Origin of the sequence: Brevundimonas sp. BH3, assembly GCF_045345115.1 — a bacterium.
In the GTDB taxonomy this organism is placed as follows: domain Bacteria; phylum Pseudomonadota; class Alphaproteobacteria; order Caulobacterales; family Caulobacteraceae; genus Brevundimonas.
This window is the reverse complement of sequence record NZ_CP150796.1, coordinates 2,960,121-2,979,227: the sequence shown is the minus strand read 5'-3', so window position 1 is coordinate 2,979,227 and position 19,107 is coordinate 2,960,121. Positions and strand designations below refer to the sequence as shown.

At 60.7% G+C, this 19,107-nt stretch carries 15 protein-coding genes and 1 tRNA gene; 8 read left to right on the top strand and 8 right to left on the bottom strand.

The window, feature by feature from the left end; genetic code table 11:
- Window positions 1-32 precede the first annotated feature (32 nt).
- The gene (gene argF, locus WEU32_RS14505; RefSeq protein ID WP_312138387.1) at window positions 33-947 is read left to right on the top strand and encodes an ornithine carbamoyltransferase; all 915 of its coding nucleotides are present in this window, start codon (window positions 33-35) and stop codon (window positions 945-947) included.
- A gap of 102 nt (window positions 948-1,049) precedes the next feature.
- On the opposite strand, the gene WEU32_RS14500 is transcribed toward argF, so the two are convergent.
- Entirely contained in the window at window positions 1,050-1,265 is a 216-nt protein-coding gene (locus WEU32_RS14500) for a hypothetical protein (protein WP_312138385.1), read from the bottom strand.
- 199 nt (window positions 1,266-1,464) lie between these two features.
- Here WEU32_RS14500 and WEU32_RS14495 point away from each other — a divergent pair, with 199 nt between their 5' ends.
- From WEU32_RS14495 to WEU32_RS14485, 3 genes are all read left to right on the top strand, one after another.
- Window positions 1,465-4,200 carry a hypothetical protein gene (locus WEU32_RS14495; protein WP_406852387.1) on the top strand — a complete coding sequence of 912 codons (2,736 nt, stop codon included), beginning with the start codon at window positions 1,465-1,467 and terminating at the stop codon, window positions 4,198-4,200.
- A gap of 113 nt (window positions 4,201-4,313) precedes the next feature.
- A complete protein-coding gene (locus tag WEU32_RS14490) occupies window positions 4,314-5,237 on the top strand; it encodes a sulfite exporter TauE/SafE family protein (protein WP_312138381.1) in 924 nt (307 codons plus the stop codon).
- Entirely contained in the window at window positions 5,237-6,046 is an 810-nt protein-coding gene (locus WEU32_RS14485) for a TIGR02186 family protein (protein ID WP_312138380.1), read from the top strand. The genes WEU32_RS14490 and WEU32_RS14485 overlap by 1 nt, the downstream gene beginning before the upstream one ends.
- A 212-nt stretch (window positions 6,047-6,258) precedes the next feature.
- Here the strand turns inward: WEU32_RS14485 and WEU32_RS14480 are convergent, their stop codons facing one another.
- The 3 genes from WEU32_RS14480 to WEU32_RS14470 form a co-directional block, all read right to left on the bottom strand.
- On the bottom strand, window positions 6,259-8,442 hold the full coding sequence (locus WEU32_RS14480; protein ID WP_406853463.1) for a 3-hydroxyacyl-CoA dehydrogenase NAD-binding domain-containing protein: 2,184 nt from the start codon (window positions 8,440-8,442) through the stop codon (window positions 6,259-6,261).
- Between the two features lie 17 nt (window positions 8,443-8,459).
- A complete protein-coding gene (locus tag WEU32_RS14475; RefSeq protein WP_312138378.1) occupies window positions 8,460-9,665 on the bottom strand; it encodes an acetyl-CoA C-acetyltransferase in 1,206 nt (401 codons plus the stop codon).
- Between the two features lie 244 nt (window positions 9,666-9,909).
- Entirely contained in the window at window positions 9,910-11,148 is a 1,239-nt protein-coding gene (locus WEU32_RS14470; RefSeq protein WP_406852386.1) for a PQQ-dependent sugar dehydrogenase, read from the bottom strand.
- A gap of 222 nt (window positions 11,149-11,370) precedes the next feature.
- Here WEU32_RS14470 and WEU32_RS14465 point away from each other — a divergent pair.
- A tRNA-Met gene (locus WEU32_RS14465) sits at window positions 11,371-11,447 on the top strand.
- A 44-nt stretch (window positions 11,448-11,491) separates the two neighbouring features.
- Here WEU32_RS14465 and WEU32_RS14460 read toward each other — a convergent pair.
- Both WEU32_RS14460 and WEU32_RS14455 read right to left on the bottom strand, forming a co-directional pair.
- On the bottom strand, window positions 11,492-11,713 hold the full coding sequence (locus tag WEU32_RS14460; protein WP_406852385.1) for a hypothetical protein: 222 nt from the start codon (window positions 11,711-11,713) through the stop codon (window positions 11,492-11,494).
- A 35-nt stretch (window positions 11,714-11,748) separates the two neighbouring features.
- The gene (locus tag WEU32_RS14455) at window positions 11,749-12,339 is read right to left on the bottom strand and encodes a manganese efflux pump MntP family protein (protein WP_406852384.1); all 591 of its coding nucleotides are present in this window, start codon (window positions 12,337-12,339) and stop codon (window positions 11,749-11,751) included.
- A 315-nt stretch (window positions 12,340-12,654) separates the two neighbouring features.
- Between WEU32_RS14455 and rlmN the strand changes: the two genes are divergently transcribed.
- The 3 genes from rlmN to WEU32_RS14440 all read left to right on the top strand — a co-directional run bounded on the left by rlmN (window position 12,655) and on the right by WEU32_RS14440 (window position 15,253).
- Window positions 12,655-13,824 (top strand): 23S rRNA (adenine(2503)-C(2))-methyltransferase RlmN, encoded by a 1,170-nt coding sequence (rlmN, locus tag WEU32_RS14450; protein WP_406852383.1) that lies wholly within the window; start codon window positions 12,655-12,657, stop codon window positions 13,822-13,824.
- 154 nt (window positions 13,825-13,978) lie between these two features.
- On the top strand, window positions 13,979-14,422 hold the full coding sequence (locus WEU32_RS14445; protein ID WP_312138368.1) for a DUF350 domain-containing protein: 444 nt from the start codon (window positions 13,979-13,981) through the stop codon (window positions 14,420-14,422).
- A gap of 3 nt (window positions 14,423-14,425) precedes the next feature.
- Complete coding sequence (locus WEU32_RS14440) at window positions 14,426-15,253, top strand: serine protease (RefSeq protein WP_312138367.1); 828 nt, start codon at window positions 14,426-14,428, stop codon at window positions 15,251-15,253.
- Between the two features lie 2 nt (window positions 15,254-15,255).
- Here WEU32_RS14440 and WEU32_RS14435 read toward each other — a convergent pair whose 3' ends face one another.
- Both WEU32_RS14435 and WEU32_RS14430 read right to left on the bottom strand, forming a co-directional pair.
- Entirely contained in the window at window positions 15,256-18,105 is a 2,850-nt protein-coding gene (locus WEU32_RS14435; protein ID WP_406852382.1) for a M16 family metallopeptidase, read from the bottom strand.
- 102 nt (window positions 18,106-18,207) lie between these two features.
- Window positions 18,208-19,083, bottom strand: coding sequence for an isoaspartyl peptidase/L-asparaginase family protein (locus tag WEU32_RS14430; RefSeq protein ID WP_406852381.1), 876 nt, complete (start codon window positions 19,081-19,083; stop codon window positions 18,208-18,210).
- Window positions 19,084-19,107 lie beyond the last annotated feature (24 nt).

Here is a 19,107-nt window from a genome sequence, read left to right as displayed (position 1 = left end):
CCGGCCTTCTAACTGTACTTACGGAGACCGCTATGGTCCGTCACTTCCTCGATATTTATCGTCTTGAAGCCGCTGATCTGCGCGCCATTCTGGATGATGCCCACGCTCGTAAACAGGCCCGCAAGGGCTGGCCGCAAGGCCGTGTGGATGCCGATGCTCCGGCCAAGGATCGCGTTCTGGCGATGATCTTTGAAAAGAACTCGACCCGCACACGTTTCAGCTTTGATGCCGCCATCCGCCAACTGGGCGGTCAGGGCATTATCGCCAATGCTTCGGACATGCAGCTGGGCCGCGGCGAGCCGATCGAGGACACGGCCCGCGTACTGTCGCGCATGGTCGATGCCGTGATGATCCGTGCCAATGACCACGAGGATGTCGAGCGTTTCGCCCGCGTCTCGTCGGTGCCGGTGGTCAATGCCCTGACCGACCGTTCGCATCCGTGCCAGATTCTGGCCGACCTGCTGACGATCGAAGAGCATCTTGGCCCGATCGCGGGCAAGACCGTGGCCTGGGTCGGTGACGGCAATAATGTCTGCCACAGTTTCATGCACGCCGCGGCCAAGTTCGGTTTCAAACTGCGCGTGGCTTGTCCTGCAGAATACCACCCCGACCTGCGCGATCTCGAGAAGGGCGGTACGTGGGTTTACCTTACCTCTGACCCGCAGGACGCGGTCACAGGGGCCGATGTTGTCGTCACCGATACATGGGTGTCGATGGGCGATCAGGACTATGAGGCCCGCCTTGCGGCCTTCGAGCCCTATACGGTCGATCAGGCCCTGATGGATCAAGCCAATGACGGTGCGGTCTTCCTGCACTGCCTGCCCGCGCACCGCGGCGAGGAAGTGACCGACGACGTCATTGACGGTCCGCAATCTCTGGTCATCGACGAAGCCGAAAACCGCATCCATGCCCAGAAGGCGGTTCTGGCCTGGTGCTTTGGCGGCTAGCCAAAAGCACAACTGAGGATGCGCGTTTTGGCGGTAAGCCAAGACGCAGCTAGACCAAAATCAAAGGGCCGAAGGGGAAACTCTTCGGCCCTTTTTTATGTCTCAATAGACGATGGTTTTAGGATTGCCGCTAATCAGACTGACCACATGGATCAGCAGCAACATGGTCAGGGCCGCAAACAGCAGCATCAGAAATCGCCACGGCATCATGCGCGGTCGGGCCCGCATGATGTCGGTCGGTTTTGCACCACGCCAGCCGCAGAGAATGGTCAGGCCGACAGAGAGGGCAGTGAGGATCAGAGTGAGGGTCAGGCTCATGCTTGGCAGGTGGGGGAACTAAAATCTTTCGGCAAGTCCTAAGTTGTGGGGCTGGCAAATCAGCAACCTTCTGTTAACCAAGGTCATGACGGCCCAGCTTGAGTTGTGTGGCTGGCCGAGACTAAATGTTGTGGTTGCGTGGTATTCATCCACATAATGTGGGAAAATACGGTGTCCGTGTGGCACGGGAGACGAATCAGTGAGCGCAACGGCGCCTTGGAGCGTTAAGGGAATTGATCCGAAAGCCCGCGAGATCGCCAAAGATCTGGCGCGTCGCTCGGGGCTGACCCTTGGCGAATGGCTCAACTCCATGATTATGGAAGAGCCGGAGGATGAGGGTCATGTCCTTTCCCGTCGTCCCTCTGCGTCCGACATCACCGACCGTCCCGCCCGCGAAGATTCTGTCAGGATCGAGGCACTGATTTCCACGATGGGCGAGCGTCTTGAAGCGGCTGAGCGCCGCTCGACCTCGGCCATTCAGGGTATTGATCTGGCAGTTTCCAGCCTGATGCGCCGCATGGATGCCGAGCGAGAACTGGAATCGCAGCGCGAGCGTCGTCTGGAAGGCATGGCGCGCGAATTGCGGGAGGGCCATGAACGCCTCAAATCGCTGGAAGGTGGCGATGCGGGGCTGGATATCCGTAGCCGTCTGGATCAGGCGCAACATGACACCCGTTCGGCCTTGGAGGGGTTACAGGCTTCGTTTGCCGCTCTGGAGCAGAGACTGGGCGGATTGGAGGCCCGTCCGGTTCTGGGGGACGGGGCTTTGGCGCAACTGGCCCATAGCCTGCGCCAGCAGATCGAAGACAATCGTCAGGATATGCTGTCCCGTCTGGGTGCAAAAAATGATGGTGCGCGTCTGGCCTCAGTTGAGCAGATGCTGGAGCGCCTGCTTACCCAGACCAAGGCCGCCGAGATGCGGTCTGCCCACGCCGTAGAGGCGATGGGGCACGAGATTATGCGCATTGCGCGTAATATGAATACGCGCATGCAGGGCCTCGAAGAAAATGGCCTTGGCGCAACCCAGGAAATACTTGACCAGCGCCTGACCGAATTGGGCCGAGTTCTGGACGAGAAACTCGATCGTGAAATCGCCCGTCATTCGCAGTCGGTCGATAGCCGCCTGACCCGTCAGGAAGACCAGCATGCTCTGGCGCTGGAACGACTGGGCGGCGAGATCACGCGTATTTCGGATCGTCTGTCCGAACGTATATCGCAGACTGAGCGGCGTTCCTCGCAAGCGATTGAAGACATCAGCCGACGTCTGGCCGAAAATACCGACAAGCTGGAGCGCCGTTCCGAGGATGTCTCGGGCGAGTTGGCCGAGCGCATGCGCCAGAGCGAAGAGCGCACCTTGCGCCTGCTCGAGGAAGCCAAGGCTGTTCGTGCAAGACGGGAATCTGCGGCATTACATGCGGCCCCGCGTCTGGCGACGGCGACCGATACGGTCGTCTTCGATGATGTGCCGGAATTTATCCCCGAAACACCTGCTGTATCCCTATTTGGTTCGGCATCGGACGCATGGGGACCGCAATCGATGTTCCGCACGGATGGGCGTGATACCCATCCTGCACAAAATACCAACCCGATAGACGACGCGCTTTACGGTGCGGCTATAGATGCCCCGCTGGCCGAGGCACAGGCCAGCCCGGGATGGGCCGATACGGTCGCAGCTGAAATGGCTGTCGAACCCTTCCCGACACAGGACGAGATACGCCCGTTCGGTAGTCTGGACGGCGATCTCGAAGACGATTTCCTGATAGACGAGGCCCGACAATCTTCGGGCGACGAAGGTCATGAAGACTTTCCGTCCATCTTTGCCTCGTCCGAACGTGATGCACTGACCGCCCGCACCGAGGCTTCCGTAGAGTTCGAATACGAATTTGAGCCGGCAGATGCGCGCGACGAGGTCGCCGAAGCCGTCGCTGCGGCTGAACAGCCGGACAATGACGAGCAGGCCGACGCCAATCCGTTTTTTGCTGCCCTTGAACAGGCTAAGACGGCTCAGGACGATGACCTGTCCCTGACCCCCTTCATGTCGACACGCGATGTGATCGACAATGCCCGCGCCGCAATTACAGACGAAGAAAACGACACCCCGCGCAAGGGCTTTGGCCTGAACAAACTGCGTAAAAAAGGTGGCACTTCGGCGCTTCAGCAAAAGCTGGACCGCAAGGCTTCGCGTGAAGGCTCTACCTTCGGTCAGGCACTCAAGGTGTCGGCCCTGGCGATGCTGGTGGTCGGTGGCGGTGGTTACGGGACGTTGAAGCTGGTCAAGGACCAGACGCTGGATCTGAATTTTGGCCAGACGCCTCCTGTGCAACCGACAACACCGATGGCGGCGCTGGCTCTGGATGCGGCACCGACGGATGCGGTGCCATCACAGGATGTGGCGCAAACCGAAGGGGCGGCGATTTTCAATCGCGCCATCGCCATGATTGAAAACGGGGATGCCTCGGGGCTGGAGCCGCTGAAGCGTTCGGCCGAACTTGGTTATATCCCTGCGCAAATGCGTCTGGCGGCCCTCTATACGGATGGTGGTGCAGGTATCGAAGCCGATCCTTTTGAAGCACGCCAGTGGGTACGTCGTGCCGCCGAGGCCGGGGAACCGCGTGCCATGCAGCACTATGCGACCCAACTCTATGATGGCGTAGGCGGCGAACGCGACGAGGCCAAGGCGGTCGAGTGGATGCGTAAATCCGCCGAGGCCGGTAGTGTGGACAGCCAGTACAATGTCGCCCATCTGTACGAAAAGGGCGTGAAAGGTATGGCGGCTGATAAGGTCGAGGCCTTCACATGGTACATGATTGCGGCTCGTCGTGGCGACCAGCAGGCTCTGGAAGCCGTGCAGCGCCTGACACCGGCATTGGACGGATCCCAACGGGCCAAGGCCCGCGAGGCTGCGAATAATTTCACGGTCCAGCCGCTGGCTTGATTACGCCTTATTAGGGCTAGGGGTGGTCTGATCGGCTGCCCTTGGCTAAAGCCTTTGGGTGATCGCCTGCTGGCGATGCAAAGCTGTACCTTGTCCAACCGAAGGCGCGTTCCGTGGATATCTATCTGCCTATCGCCGAAGTTTCGGTGAACTGGCCGCTCCTGATGCTATTGGGGGCGACGGTGGGCTTTGTCTCGGGCCTTTTTGGCATTGGTGGTGGCTTCCTGATGGCCCCCATTCTGGTCTTCATGGGTATTCCGCCAACCGTGGCTGTGGCCAGTCAGGCCAGCCATGTTGTCGCGTCCTCAACGTCCGGCGTGATCCGTTATTCGATGATAAAGGGTGTCGATTACAAGATCGGCGGCATCATGGCGGTGGGTGGGGTTCTGGGCGCGCTCGTCGGGGTTGAGCTGTTCCGCTACCTGCGCCTTTTGGGTCAGGCCGATCTGGTCGTGGCCGTTTCCTACCTTCTGTTCCTCGGCTCCATCGGCTCGATGATGGTGTTCGAAAGCATGACCAAGATACTGCAGCGGGTGCGGGGCGAGACTCCGCCACGTAAAGAACGCCGACGTCCTATGTGGCTGTATGGCCTACCCTTCCGCATGCGTTTCCCGCGCTCGGGTCTGTATATCAGCGCCCTTCCTCCGTTCGGCCTAGGGGTGTTTGCCGGTATTTTGTCGGCGATTATGGGGGTGGGCGGTGGCTTTATCCTGGTTCCGGCCATGCTCTATGTGCTGCGCATGAAGGCCAGTGTTGTGGTCGGTACCAGCTTGTTCCAGATCATCATCACCACAGCGGTTACGACCATCCTTCAGGCAGGCCGTAACCAGACGGTAGATATTGTCTTGTCGATGATCCTGTTGCTGGGCGGCGTGATCGGTGCCCAGTATGGCGCACGTCTGTCGGGTCGTTTCCGCGCCGAGGAGATGCGTGCGGCTCTTGGGTTTATCGTGCTTCTGGTGGGTATCCAGATGGGGCTGGAACTGTTTGTGCGGCCCAGCGAATTGTTCCTGATGGCACCGGGTGTGGGCAACTGATGTTTCAGGACCTTCCACCCCCACCACCTGCCTATGAGGCACCGGCCCCCGAGCAGACGGTTGCGACGGCCAGCGAAGTGCGCGTGGCCGCCGCCCTGACCGATGCCCAGATCAAGGTAGATACAGGCTTTAGCGGGGCCTCCATCGTGCTGTATGGCGCGGTGTTTAATCCGACCGATGTGCCTGCCGATGTGGTGCTGGTGGTGCGAGGGCCAGATGCAACGGTGCGTCTGGTCAAAAAGACCCGCCATAATGGTGTCTGGCTGAATAGCCGCCCTGTCGTGTTCGAGGGCGCTCCCGGTTTTTATATGACCGCCTCGACGCGGCCTCTGCCGGATGTGGCTGATTTTGGCCAGATGCGTCGCTTGGGGGTCGGGGTCGATCACTTGCGGATCAATGCGCCCGAAGAGGCGACCACGGTGACGCGTTATGGCGTGCGCGATGTGGTCATCAGCCGTCTGGGCGAGGATTATCTGGACTGGCGACGGGCTGTGATCCGCCTGAAGGAAGATGCGGGGCTGTATAAAAACAATCCTGACGGGGTCAGTTTTGTCGATCGCGGCCTGTTCCGTGCCGAGGTGGACCTGCCCGCTACAGCTCCGACGGGGACCTATTTTGCCGAGGTCTGGCTGTTTCAGGAAGGCGCGCCGGTTTCTGTTTCCAACCTGACCCTGACCGTTGAAAAGGTGGGACTGGAGCGCAGTATCTATCAGTTTGCTCACCGTAATCCGTGGATGTACGGGATTTTGTGCGTCATTCTGGCTGCCGGTATCGGCTATGCCGCTTCGCGGATATTCCGCGATCGCTGAAGGCGATCGCTCTTTTTCGTTCGTTTGCGACGGGGTCGCTCACGGTTTGGCGCTATCGCTCGCGCCGCGGGCGCTTGCTGCTTGAGCGCATTTATGCGCGACTGTATCTCACGAGGGTTGGTGGTTTGAGCGTGTGTGGCTCAGTGCGTCCCCTAACAAAAAAGGACGGCTCATTGAGCCGTCCTTTTCGTTTTGCATCAGGCGGTTAAGCCTTAGGCAGCCTTGGAGAACTTGCCGTAGAAGGTCTCGCCCTTGGCAGCCATGTCACGCAGCAGTTGCGGCACTTCAAAGCGCGGACCATAGGTAGCGGCCAGACGATCAGCCGTTTCGACAAATTTGGCGACACCGATCTGGTCGATGAAGGTGATCGGACCGCCCGACCAAGGCGCGAAGCCCCAGCCGAGGATGGCACCCAGATCGCCTTCACGCGGATCGTCGATCACGCCCTCAGCCCAGCAGCGCGCCACTTCGACAGCCTGACGGTACAACAGACGGGTCTTGATCTCTTCGATGGTGTCAAAGGCTTCGGGGCTTTCGTTGAAGCCTTCGGTCTTGGTGACCGGTGCCAGTTCTGCCAGACCCGGCCAGATGACCTTGGGCTTCTGATCATAGTCATAGAAGCCCATGCCATTCTTGCGACCGAAGCGGCCACCTTCGACCATCTTGGCGACGATGTCCTCGCCAGCCGACGGGACGTAGGCGTCGCCAAGGTCAGCCTTGGTTTGCTTGGCGATCTTGTAGGACAGGTCCAGCGCGACGTCGTCGTGCATTTCCAGCGGGCCGCGCGGCATGCCGGTCATGCGGCCGACATTGTCGATGGCCACCGGCGAGAAGCCTTCTTCCAGTAACGCCATGCCTTCCATCAGATAGGTGGAGAAGCAACGCGAGGTGTAGAAGCCTCTGGAGTCATTGACGACGATCGGGGTCTTCTTGATCTTCAGGACATAGTCCAGAGCCTTGGCCAGAGCCTCGTCGCTGGTCTTTTCGGCCATGATGATCTCGACCAGCATCATCTTGTCGACAGGCGAGAAGAAGTGAATGCCGATGAAGTCTTCCGGACGAACCGAGGCTTCGGCAAGGCCCGTGATCGGCAGGGTCGAGGTGTTCGAACCGAAGATCGCACCCTTCTCGAGCTGAGCTTCGGCATTCTTGGTGACGGTGGCCTTGATTTCACGGTTTTCGAACACGGCCTCGATCACCAGATCCGAACCCTTGATCAGGTCATAGTCGGTGGTCGGGGTGATCAGGGCGAGGATGCCGTCAGCCTTCTCTTGGGTCATGTGACCACGCGAGACGCGCTTCTGGACCAGATCAACGGCGTATTGTTTGCCCTTGTCGGCGGCTTCCTGCGTTGTGTCGATAAGGATGGTCTCGATGCCGGCCATGGCTTGGACATAGGCGATGCCTGCGCCCATCATGCCTGCGCCGATAACGGTGACCTTCTTCGGGTCCGACTTCGGAATACCTGCGGGACGGACCGCACCCTTGTCCAGTTCCTGCTTGGACAGGAACAGCGAACGGATCATGGCCTGAGCCTGAGGCGTCATCAGGGTCTTGATGAAGTAGCGCGTCTCGATACGCAGCGCTGCATCCATCGGCACCTGCAGACCTTCATAGACGGCCTTCATCATGTTCAGAACGGCCGGATAATTGCCATAGGACTGCTTGCGCAGGATGGCATTGCCCATGATGAAGACTTGCGAACCTGCCGGATGGTAGGGGCCGCCGCCGGGGATTTTGAACTTGGCATCATCCCACGGTTGAACAGCCTTTCCGCCGTTCTTGATCCAGTTTTTCGCTGCTTCGACCGACTGGCCGATCTCGACGACGTCGTGGACCACGCCAGCCGACTTGGCATCGGCAGGGCGCCACGACTTACCTTCGGCGATCTGCATCAGAGCGGTTTGCACGCCGATCAGTCGGGTCAGGCGCTGTGTGCCGCCGCCACCCGGGAACAGGCCGACCTTGATTTCCGGCAGACCCAACTGAATCTTCGGATTGTTTTCAACGACGCGATAGTGGCAGGCGAGGGTGAATTCGAGGCCACCACCCAGTGCCAGACCGTTGATCGCGGCTGCCACCGGCTTGCCACAGGTTTCCAGAGCGCGGAACGCACCGTTCAGCGCCCAGCCGGCATCATAGGCGGCTTGCAGGTCACCTGCGCCCGACAGCATGCCCGACGCCATGTCGCCGAGGTCGGCACCGGCGCAGAAACCGGTGGTCTTGCCCGAGGTCAGGACCACGCCCTTGATGGCGTCATCTGACTGGATTTTCTCTACCAGAGCCGGGATTTCCTTGATTACCGCACCGGTCAGGGTGTTCATCGAGCGGTTCGGAACGTCGAAAGCTACAACGGCAATACCGTCGGCATCGATTTCGATCTTGAAGTTTTCCATCGTCATTCGCTCCTAGATCAGACGCGTTCGATCACGGTGGCGGTACCCATGCCGCCGCCGATGCACAGGGTGGCCAGAGCCGTCGATTTGTCCGAGCGTTCCAACTCGTCCAGCACAGTGCCGAGGATCATGGCACCGGTGGCACCCAGCGGGTGGCCCATGGCGATGGCGCCGCCGCAGACATTGATCTTGTCGTGCGGGATATCCAGCGCCTGCATGTAGCGTAGAACCACAGCCGCAAAGGCTTCGTTCAGTTCATAAAGGTCGATATCGGCCACCGACATGCCCAGCTTGGCCAGCAGCTTGCGGGTGACAGGCTCGGGGCCGGTCAGCATGATCGACGGTTCCGAACCGATCGAAGCACCACCAAGGATCTTGGCGCGCGGCTTGAGGCCCAGACGCTCGCCCATCTCTTTAGAACCGACCAGAACACCGGCAGCGCCATCCACGATACCCGAGGAGTTACCCGGCGTGTGGACATGGTTCACGCCCGCCACTTCGGGGTAGCGCTGGTTGATAACGGCGTCGAAACCCATGCCGCCCAGCATGGCGAAGGACGGGTTCAGGCCGCCGAGGGTCTGCATGGTGGTGTTTGGACGGATGGTTTCGTCATGGGCGAGGCGCGTCAGGCCCAACTGGTCCTTTACGGCGACAACCGATTTGGCAAAGCGCTTTTCTTCCCAAGAACGGGCCGCGCGTTTATGCGATTCCACCGAATAGGCATCCACGTCATCGCGGCTGATGCCGTATTTCGAAGCGATCATGTCGGCCGACACGCCCTGCGGCACGAAATAGGCAGGGAAGGCCGCCGAAGGGTCAATCGGCCATGCGCCGCCGTCCGAACCCATGGGTACACGGCTCATGGCCTCGACACCGCCACCAATAGCCATTTCGGCTTCGCCCGATTTTACCTTGGCTGCGGCCACGTTCACGGCTTCGAGGCCCGATGCGCAGAAACGGTTGAGTTGGAAACCGGCGGTACGCTGATCGTAACCGGCAGCCAGCACGGCGGTGCGGGCGATGTCGGCACCTTGCTCGCCGACCGGCGAGACGACGCCCAGAACCACATCGTCGATCAGGGCAGTGTCGATGTTGTTGCGGTCGCGCAGGGCTTGCAGAACTTGCGAGGCCAGGCTCAGAGCCGTGATCTCGTGAAGGCTGCCGTCTTTCTTGCCCTTGCCGCGGGGGGTCCGCACGGCGTCGTAGATATAGGCCTCGGCCATCTTGGTGCGTCTCTCTGTTGTTCGTGTTCCGCGGTCACGGGGTGACGTGCGGAAACCGTTATGGCTTGCGCATGTGACAGGTGTCGCATCTGGCACAGTGCAAACTTATCCCGCCTAGAAAGCCGACGTTTACGTCAACGTCAAGTAACAAGGCGCGTGAGTGCATAGGGCAAATACGTCATAATGACAATCATGTTATTATGACGTATTTCTGGAACCGGGAGTATCAGCCTGAGAATCGCGATTATCGCGACAGACGTACAAGTTTGCCGTCTTCTTCGTCCGTAATGACCCAAACGGCACCGTCTGCGCCTACGGCGACATCGCGAATACGCTCACCTAGGCCAACCAGCAGGCGCTCCTCGCCGACCACCTTGTCGTTCTCGATGACCAGACGCACCAGATGCTGGCCACCCAAGCCGCCGATCAGGGCATTGCCGTTCCATTCGGGGAACATGGTGCCGGTATAGAAGGTCATGCCGCCCGGTGCGATGACCGGATCCCAGTAATAGACGGGTTGGACGGTGCCTTCGACGGTTGTCACAGCATTCGGAATGGCCTCGCCATTATATTCGATGCCATAGGCCGCAATCGGCCAGCCATAGTTGTTGCCCGCCTTGATGAGGTTCAGTTCGTCACCGCCGCGCGTACCGTGTTCGATGGTCCATACCGCACCTGTGCCAGGCTGGATGGCAATGCCCTGCGGGTTGCGGTGCCCATAGGTGAAGTTCTGCGGCAGGGCACCGTCACGTCCGACAAACGGGTTGTCGGCGGGCACCGAGCCATCAGCATTGATGCGGATGACCTTGCCATGGTGGGTGCCTAGGTTCTGGGCGTCGGGGCGCTTGGGCTTGTCCGAACGCTCACCAATGGTGATGTAGAGTTTGCCGTCAGGACCAAAGGCCAGAGACGAGCCATAGTGTTTGTCGCCATCATAGGTCTGGGCCACCTGAAACACAGTTTGCAGGTTTTCCAACTTGGTGCCGTCGTCCGACAGGCGGGCGCGGCTGACGGCGGTGCCGTTGCCGCCTTCGCGCGGCTGGGCATAAGAGAAATAGATAAGGCGGTCCTGAGCGAAAGACGGGCTGAGGATCACATCCAGCAGGCCGCCCTGACCCTTGGCATCCACTTGCGGCAAGCCGGAGATCGGTGCGCTGATCTCGCCCTTTTCTGTGACAATGCGCAAACGGCCCGGTTTTTCGGTCACCAGCCAGCGGCCATCCGGCAGGGCGGCCAGACCCCACGGATGTTCAAGGCCCGATGCGATAACCGCATGGGTCATCTGGCCTTGGGTGGTCATGCCAGGGGCGCGGGTCTGGCCTTCGAGCGCTGGCTTCTGATCGGGATTGTTCGGCGGACGTGTCTCGACCGGATCGCCCGTGACAGGGGCGGTGGGAGCCTGTGGCGAGGCACCGCAGGCGGTTGTCAGGGTCAGTGCCGATGTGGCGCAAGCCATAAGAATGGAGCGGGTGACGGTGTTCATCGCTAAGCCTTGCTGAATAAAGATCGTTGTGATCCAGACTAGGTCACGCGTGCAATAATTCGACTGCTTTTTGTGTCGCGGGCCAGAAGTTTGAAAAATCCGAACTTAAGCCCTTGAACAGAAACAGATGCAGAGATATAGGCACCGCTCTCGCGCTGGCAGACACGTTTGCCTGCGCAGATCACCTCACGGTGAATCTGGCTCGCCAGATTGCGGTAGGTCGGTTGGGTAGCTCAGATGGTTAGAGCGGTGGATTCATAACCCACAGGTCGGCGGTTCGATCCCGCCTCCAACCACCACCTCGCATTATCAGCACACCAAAATTTTAGAGTGGTGCGACGCCTCAGTCGCGGTTGATGCGCGTCGGCGTCGTGATGCGGCAGGCATATTCCGTTTCGGGACGGCCGGTCATGGCTCCTGTGGGTTGCAGGATACCGCCACGGCTGGTGCAGTCCTGCTCCAGCTTTGCCATATCCTGACGATAGGTGTTTTGGCCACCCGTGCTTGCACAGGCAGCGGTGGTCAGGGCGATGGCACCCAACAGGCTCAGGGCTTTGAAGGTCATGGCGCGTATCCTTTTGCTGTGGCTCAGCTGCCGTATTAGTGCGGCAAATAGCCCAGATGTTCCATAAGGATCTTTGTACCCAGCACGATCAAAGCAACGCCGCCTACCAGTTCCACTATGCGCCCCAGTTTCGTACCGGCGAACTTGCCGATCAGCAGGCCCAGTGTGGCGAGAATAAAGGTTGTGGCGCCGATGGCAGCAGCGATGATCCAGATGTTCTCGCCCAGAAGGGCCAGACCGACTCCGATGGCACCTGCATCAATGGATGTACCAATGGCAGTAGCCACCAGGGCCAGCTTGCCTGCACGGCCTGCGGCCATGGGGGCAGGGGCTTGCTCTTCGGTGGCATCCTCGTCGCGCTTGAACGCTTCCCAGATCATCTTGGCCCCGACCGCGCCCAGCAGGCCAAAAGCGATCCAGTGGTCGATGGCCTCGACCAGACCGGCGGCAATAATGCCAAGGCCAAAACCGATCAGCGGAGTCAGGGCTTCGATAATGCCGAATACCAGTCCCGAGCGTATGGCCTGTACGAAATCAGGGCGTTGCTGGGCTCCGCGACCGATGGCGGCAGCAAACGCATCGGCAGACATGCTGAGCGACAAAATCAGAATAGCAAAAGGTGACATATACAATTCAGGGCCGGACGCGTGACAGCACACCATGGGCGCAGGCCGGCGCGGCCCCCACGGACGTGCTGGTCTCGCTAGGCGGATAAATCCGCTGATCGCGCCATGCCTTGCGGCAAGTGTGTTGACACGAACCCGACTGAGAGACGTCGGCAGCTACTCCCCAACGAGGCTGCCTCTAGCGGCCTTTGACGGAGGGATCAAGCGCCGCTCCGAAGGTCGGAAGACGGCGCAGAGATGGCGAAGGCGACAAGAGATCCTATCTGTGCTACACTTCCGCACTTATCCCCCTTTCGGTCACAGGATTTGCCCGCCGTGAGTATCACGCTGGACCTTACGCGTTCCACGCCTGCCCCCAAGGCTCCCGTCAACCTTTCGGGTCTGACACGCGAGGGCCTGCGTCAGGCCTTGATCGATGCCGGAATCTGCCCGCCTGAAAAAGCCAAGATGCGCGCAACCCAGGCGTGGCGCTGGATTCACCACTATGGCGTGACCGATTTCGCCCAGATGAGCGACATTGCCAAGGACACGCGTCTGGCCATGGCCGAGGCTTTTACACTGGCTCGTCCCGAGGTGATCGAGCGTCTGGTGTCCAAGGACGGCACGCGCAAATGGCTGATCCGCATGGGGCCGGGCATCGAGGTCGAGACCGTCTATATTCCCGATGTTGGTCGCGCTGGTGCACTGTGTGTTTCCTCACAGGTCGGATGCACGCTTAACTGTTCGTTCTGCCATACCGGCACGCAAAAGCTGGTGCGTAACCTGACGGCGGCGGAAATTGTGGCTCAGGTTCAGGTGGCCCGTGACGATCTTGATGAATGGCCCTCGCCCAAGGAAGACCGCCGCCTGTCGAACATCGTGTTCATGGGTATGGGTGAGCCGCTCTATAACCTCGACAATGTTTCGGATGCCATCGACATCATCTCCGATGGCGAAGGCATTGCGATTTCGCGTCGTCGCATAACGGTTTCGACCTCGGGCGTGGTTCCGAAAATTCCTGAACTGGGCGAGCGCACCGGCACCATGCTGGCCATTAGCCTGCACGCCACCAATGACCCGCTGCGCGATGTTCTGGTGCCGCTGAACAAGAAATACCCGCTGGTGCAGCTGATGGATGCCATCCGCGCCTATCCTGGATTGGGCAATTCCAAACGCGTGACCTTCGAGTATGTGATGCTGAAAGGCGTCAATGATAGCGCCGAAGAGGCCCGCGCTCTGGTCAAGCTCATTTCGGGTATTCCGGCCAAGATCAACCTGATCCCGTTCAACCCGTGGCCGGGCACCGACTATGTCTGCTCGGACTGGAAGGCGATCGAGACCTTTGCCGCCATCCTGAACCGCGCCGGTTATGCCTCGCCGATCCGCACCCCGCGCGGCCGCGATATCCTTGCTGCTTGTGGCCAGCTCAAGTCCGAAAGCGAAAAGAAACGCGCTTCGGAACTGCGCAAGGAACAGCAGGAAGCGAACGAAGCCGACGCCGCCTAAGGCTGTATTTCGATGGCGGTTTTACCGCCTCGGCAACCTTGGGTTTCACGATTTGATCCGAGTGTGGCTGTGCGGTCCTTGCGGAAGCGGGGGGCTTTCGGGCAAGGCATGGGTTGGTCCCGTCGTGGGTGTCTGAAAGGCTGTTGGCGTTTCTATGGAAACCTCGAACCTGAACGGTGTGTTGTCGAGTCCGGAAGTCCAGGCGTTTGCCAATGGCTTTCCGGTGATGATGCTGCATCTGGTGGTCACGTTCGGACTGCTGGCTGCGGCGGCGACGGTCTATGCCTTTTTGACCCCGTGGCGCGAGGTGCGCCTGATCCGTCAGGGCAATACGGCGGCGGCGACAGGTTTTGCGGCCGTTCTGTTAAGCTTGGCCATTCCGCTGGCGGTGTCGCTGGCAGTGTCGACGTCCTTGCGCGATATTGTGATCTGGGGTGTGGCCACTGTGGTCTTGCAACTGCTGGTATTCCGCGTTGTGGACCTTTTGCTGAGCGGCCTGCCGCAGCGTATCGAGCGTGGCGAGGTGTCGGCGGCGGTGGTGCTGGCCGGTGCCAAGATTGCCACTTCTCTGATTATTGCCGCTTCGCTGACGGGCTAAGCCATGCGTTGGCCCCTTCCGGATTGGCTGATCTATTGTGCGGTCATCGGGGTGCTTCTGGTGGCCTCTCTGAACCGTGGCGAGCGGGCCGATGCGCCTGCTGTGGGACCAGCGGAAATGGATTCCGGCGAGTTGTTGGGTCCGATCACACCTTTTGACCCCAATGTGGTTGTCGATGCTGCCGATGCCGATGTGCGTCCACAGATGGGAACGGCCTTTTCGATTGCCGATGACGGACGCTGGATCACGGCGCGACACGTTGTCGAAGGCTGCCGCCAGCCTGCGCTGATTATCGACAAGAAACGCGCCCTTGCCGCCGATGTCCGTCTGGCGGCCAAGACAGATGTGGCTTTGCTTTTGACCGATGGGGGGCCGCCCGCCCTGCCTCTGGCCGGAGACGAGCCGCTTTATAAGGGCCAGCGCGCTTTTCATCCGGGCTATCCGCAGGGCAAGCCGGGCGAGGTGGCCAGTCGTCTGATCGGGCGCGAAACCCTGCGCGTCCGCGGCCGCAATAACAGCTATGATGAACCCGTTCTGGCTTGGGCCGAGGCGGGCCGCACACGCGGCCTGTCGGGCACGCTGTCGGGCCTGTCGGGCGCACCGGTACTGGATCGTAAGGGTCGGGTTCTAGGGGTGACGATTGCTGAGTCTCCGCGTCGCGGCCGCATCTATACGACGGCACCGGGGGCTTTTGTGGCAGCGGTCGGCCCGGAGCGCGGGCGCGACGAGGATGTGCTGGGCCAGACGGTGACGACCCGCAATTACGGGGCCGTCGCCGACCAGTTGAGGCGCGACCTGCGCGTGGCACAGGTCGTCTGCCTCGCGGTTTGAACCTAGCGCAGTGTGGCGCTGTCCAGATTCAGGTCCGTGGCGTCGATAATCTCGACATTCGGATATTTGGCCTTCAGGTCGTCGATGAACATCGACGCATCACCCACCACCACAACATTGGCACGGGCGGTCGGCAACTTGTCGGCAAAGGCGGCCTGAATTTCTTCGGGCGTTACGGCCTTAACGCGATCCGCATAGACGGCCAGCTCGCTGAGCGGCAGGTCATAGGCGGCCAGTTCAGCCACCAGCGAACCCAGACCCGATACACTTTCGATAGAACGGCCAAAGCCGCCAATCATGATGGCGCGGCGCGGCCCCAGTTCGGCTTCGCTGGCCGGGGACTGGCTCATCTTGCCCACCTCTTCCAGCAGCAATTCGACCACCTCGTCGGCGGACTCGTTCTTGGTCTGTGTCGATGCTGTGAACAGGCCCGCCTGTGCCATGGCACCGACACCCGAGCGTGCCCCATATGACAGACCGCGCTTGACGCGGATTTCATTATTCAGGCGCGACGAATAGCTGCCGCCCAGCAGGGTATTGCCCAGAGCCAGCGGGAAATAGCTGTCATCGGTGCGGGCAATACTGCGCGACGAAATCGACACCGCCGCCTGACCGGCACCCGGCAGATTCACCACGACCACACGCGGTGCAGGCTGGCTGTTGGGGATGTTGGGAGCGGCAGCCGAGGGCGGGGTGGTTGCGCGCCAGTCACCAAAGGCTTTCTGGGCCAGTGCGCGGGCCTGTTCGGCGGTGATGTCGCCCGAGAAGGTTAGAATGGCCTGATCGGGGCGGATGTAGCGGGTATGATAGGCCGCCAGATCATCGGTGGTCATTGCAGTGACGGTGCGCTCGGTTGTCAGGTTGCCATAGGCGCTGTCACCGAAATTGAGACGTGTTGTCGCCATCGAGGCCAGCGAGCCGGGCTGGCTGAGGGCTACCTTCAGGCTGTCGAGGGTCTGGGTGCGCTGGCGCTCCAGTTCCTCGGCCGAGAAGGCCGGCTGGCGCACAATCTCGCTCAGCAGGTCCATGGTTTGACCAAATACATTGGCCGGACTGCTGGCATAAACGTTGAACTGGTCGCGGCCTACTCCGGCACCGATATTGGCCCCCAACTGCTCGATCTGGGTGGCGATTTCGGGAGCGCCCAGACGCTGGGTGCCTTGTGTCAGCATGTTGGCGGTCATAGAGGCCACGCCCGACTTGCCCTGCGGGTCATAGGCCGAACCGGCCTTGAAGGTCAGGCGAGCCGAAACCAGTGGAAGCTGGTTGTTTCGGGCCACCAGCACACGCAGACCGTTGTCGAGATTGAAATCGGTAATAGCGGGGGTGGCGGGGCTGACCTCCGCACCGGGTTGCGGGATCGGTGTGCGCTGGCCTTCCGGCTTGGTCACCGACGGCGTGCCCATAGGGGCAAGGTCGGCCACCTTGACCGGCCCTGCCATATTGACGGTCTGGGCCGTAGTCGGGTTGGTATCGGTCGAGGCCAGATAACGCATGGTGATCTGGCTTTGCGGGGTCAGATACTGGCGCGCCACACGTTGGACGTCGGCGGCGGTGACCTTCTGGATTTCAGCCACTTCATTGTCGGCGGTCGCGGCATCTCCGGTCTTGATCAGGGCCCAGCCCAGCACATCGGCGCGGCCTTGGGCACCTTCGCGTTCCGACAGGGCACTGGCGATCAGTTCGTTCTTGGCTTCGATCAGCTCAGCCGCCGTGACGGGCTCGTCGCGCAGGCGGGCGATTTCGCGCTCCAGCAGGGCCTTGCCCTCGTCCAGCGAATGACCCGGCGACATCATGGCATAGGCGCTTAGCGTTCCGGCTTCCTTCATGAAGTCGGGGCTGGACGAGGCGCTGTTGGCAGCTTGTGCGTCATAGACGAGGGCGCGGTGCAGTCGGCTGCTTTCACCCGTGGACAGGATGCCGTCCAGAACCGACAGGGCCGCCACGTCCGGATGGCTGGCCGGAACCGTGTGCCAACCGATCATCACCGTCTCCAGCGGCACGTTCGGGGCATAGAATGTGTGGTCTTCGGGCGTGGTGGCCTTGGGTTCGGTGACGGTACGCACCGGAATGGCGGTGTTCGGGTTTTTCAGGGGTGCGAAATACTGGTCCACCCAGCGGTTCAGTTGCGCTTCGTCAAAATTACCATCCACGATCAGGAAGGCATTGTCTGGACGATAATAGGTGCGGTGGAAACGCAGCACGTCTTCCAGCGAAGCCGATTCCAGTTCTTCGATGGAGCCGATCACGCCGCGGCGGTACGGGTGCTCCTTGAAGAATGTGGCTGGCGAGAACAGGTAAAACAGACGGCCATAGGGGTTGGACAGCACGCTTTGGCGGTATTCTTCCTTCACCACGTCGCGCTCGGAGGCAAAGTTCGCCTCATCCACCACCAGCGTGCCCATACGGTCGGCTTCGGCAAATAGGATGCGCTCCAGATGATTGGCGGGCACCATCTCGTGATAGGCGGTCACATCCTCGGCGGTAAAGGCGTTGTTATAGCCGCCGACATCCTCGGTCAGGCGGTCGAACGTCTCATTGGGAACGTTCTCGGTGGCCTTGAACATCAGGTGTTCGAACAGGTGTGCAAATCCCGAACGGCCCGAGGGGTCATCCTTGCCGCCGACGCGATACCAGACCTGAACCGCCACATTGGCCGAGGTCGGATCGTTGCGGGTATAGACCTCCATCCCATTGTCCAGCACACGGCGCTGATAGCCCAGCGGTGGCACTTCAACACTCGAAGGGGCCTGTGCAACATCCGTAGCAGGGGCAGGTGCAGCAAGAGCCGGGGCGGCGGTGACAAGCGCAAGCGCCGATACAGCGGTGCAGAACAGGTGGCGGGTCTTCATGGACCTCTCCGGTGCGTCAAAGGGATTGAATCCACATAACGCCCCCCAAGCCTGTGCTGCACCTTACTGTGTTGTAATGTTTTCGCGCAAAGGCTGTGCGGATCAGTCGTTGAACACGCGCACGACGATATTGCCGTCCGTGTCCAGCCAGGCGCGTTTCATGCCCTGACTGTTATAGGGATCGGCAATCGCGCCATGGCGGTCCAGCGCGATCAGGCCGCCATCACCGCCCATGTCGCCGATACGGGCAATGGTGGCTGTGGCGGCATCTTCCAGCGACTGCCCCGCGCCCACGCCGATGGCGGTGCGGACGGCAGCAGCGGCGCGGATGAAGTATTCGCCCTGTCCGGTGCAGGACACCGCCGCATTCTCGTCTGCCCATGTGCCCGCAGCCGGAATGGGGGTGTCGCCCACACGGCCCGGCATCTTGCCGAACACACCCGCCGTCGAGGTGGCGGCGGCCAGTCGGCCATGGATATCGAGCACACAGACACCGACCGTGCCGTGGCTTAGCGTGCCGGGGGGATGATTGTCCTCACCCTTGCCTGCGCGGGTGAACCACTGGTCCGGTTCGGTCACAGGCTCCAGCGCCTGTGCGGCGGCAAAGCGGGCCGCACCGTTTCCGGCCAGCATAACGTGCGGGGTCTTGTCCATTACCGCACGGGCGGCGATGATAGGGTTTTTATAACCTTGCAGAGCGGCAACCGCACCGGCCTTGCCGGTTTCGCCGTCCATGATGCTGGCATCCAGTTCGTAGTCACCGTCCAGATTGGGCGAGGCCCCGCGACCAGCAACATAAAGGCCGCTGTCTTCCAGCATCACTACGGCTTCGACGGCGACATCAAGGGCGCTGGCACCGGCGTTCAGACGGGCCTTCATGGCCTCGACGACCTCGCGCATATGCACGACCTCAAGATCGTAGTTGCGCTCGCGGCGAGCGCCTGCTCCGCCGTGGAGAATAAGTGCCGGACGACCCATGGAATGCTCCTGAAACAACGGTAT

Coding starts and splice junctions, on each gene's coding strand:
- argF (WP_312138387.1), top strand. CDS start 33: ATGGTCCGTCACTTCCTCGATATTTATCGTCTTGAAGCCGCTGATCTG.
- WEU32_RS14500 (WP_312138385.1), bottom strand. CDS start 1,265: ATGAGCCTGACCCTCACTCTGATCCTCACTGCCCTCTCTGTCGGCCTG.
- WEU32_RS14485 (WP_312138380.1), top strand. CDS start 5,237: ATGTTTCAGGACCTTCCACCCCCACCACCTGCCTATGAGGCACCGGCC.
- WEU32_RS14480 (WP_406853463.1), bottom strand. CDS start 8,442: ATGGAAAACTTCAAGATCGAAATCGATGCCGACGGTATTGCCGTTGTA.
- WEU32_RS14475 (WP_312138378.1), bottom strand. CDS start 9,665: ATGGCCGAGGCCTATATCTACGACGCCGTGCGGACCCCCCGCGGCAAG.
- WEU32_RS14470 (WP_406852386.1), bottom strand. CDS start 11,148: ATGAACACCGTCACCCGCTCCATTCTTATGGCTTGCGCCACATCGGCA.
- WEU32_RS14460 (WP_406852385.1), bottom strand. CDS start 11,713: ATGACCTTCAAAGCCCTGAGCCTGTTGGGTGCCATCGCCCTGACCACC.
- WEU32_RS14455 (WP_406852384.1), bottom strand. CDS start 12,339: ATGTCACCTTTTGCTATTCTGATTTTGTCGCTCAGCATGTCTGCCGAT.
- WEU32_RS14445 (WP_312138368.1), top strand. CDS start 13,979: ATGGAAACCTCGAACCTGAACGGTGTGTTGTCGAGTCCGGAAGTCCAG.
- WEU32_RS14440 (WP_312138367.1), top strand. CDS start 14,426: ATGCGTTGGCCCCTTCCGGATTGGCTGATCTATTGTGCGGTCATCGGG.
- WEU32_RS14435 (WP_406852382.1), bottom strand. CDS start 18,105: ATGAAGACCCGCCACCTGTTCTGCACCGCTGTATCGGCGCTTGCGCTT.
- WEU32_RS14430 (WP_406852381.1), bottom strand. CDS start 19,083: ATGGGTCGTCCGGCACTTATTCTCCACGGCGGAGCAGGCGCTCGCCGC.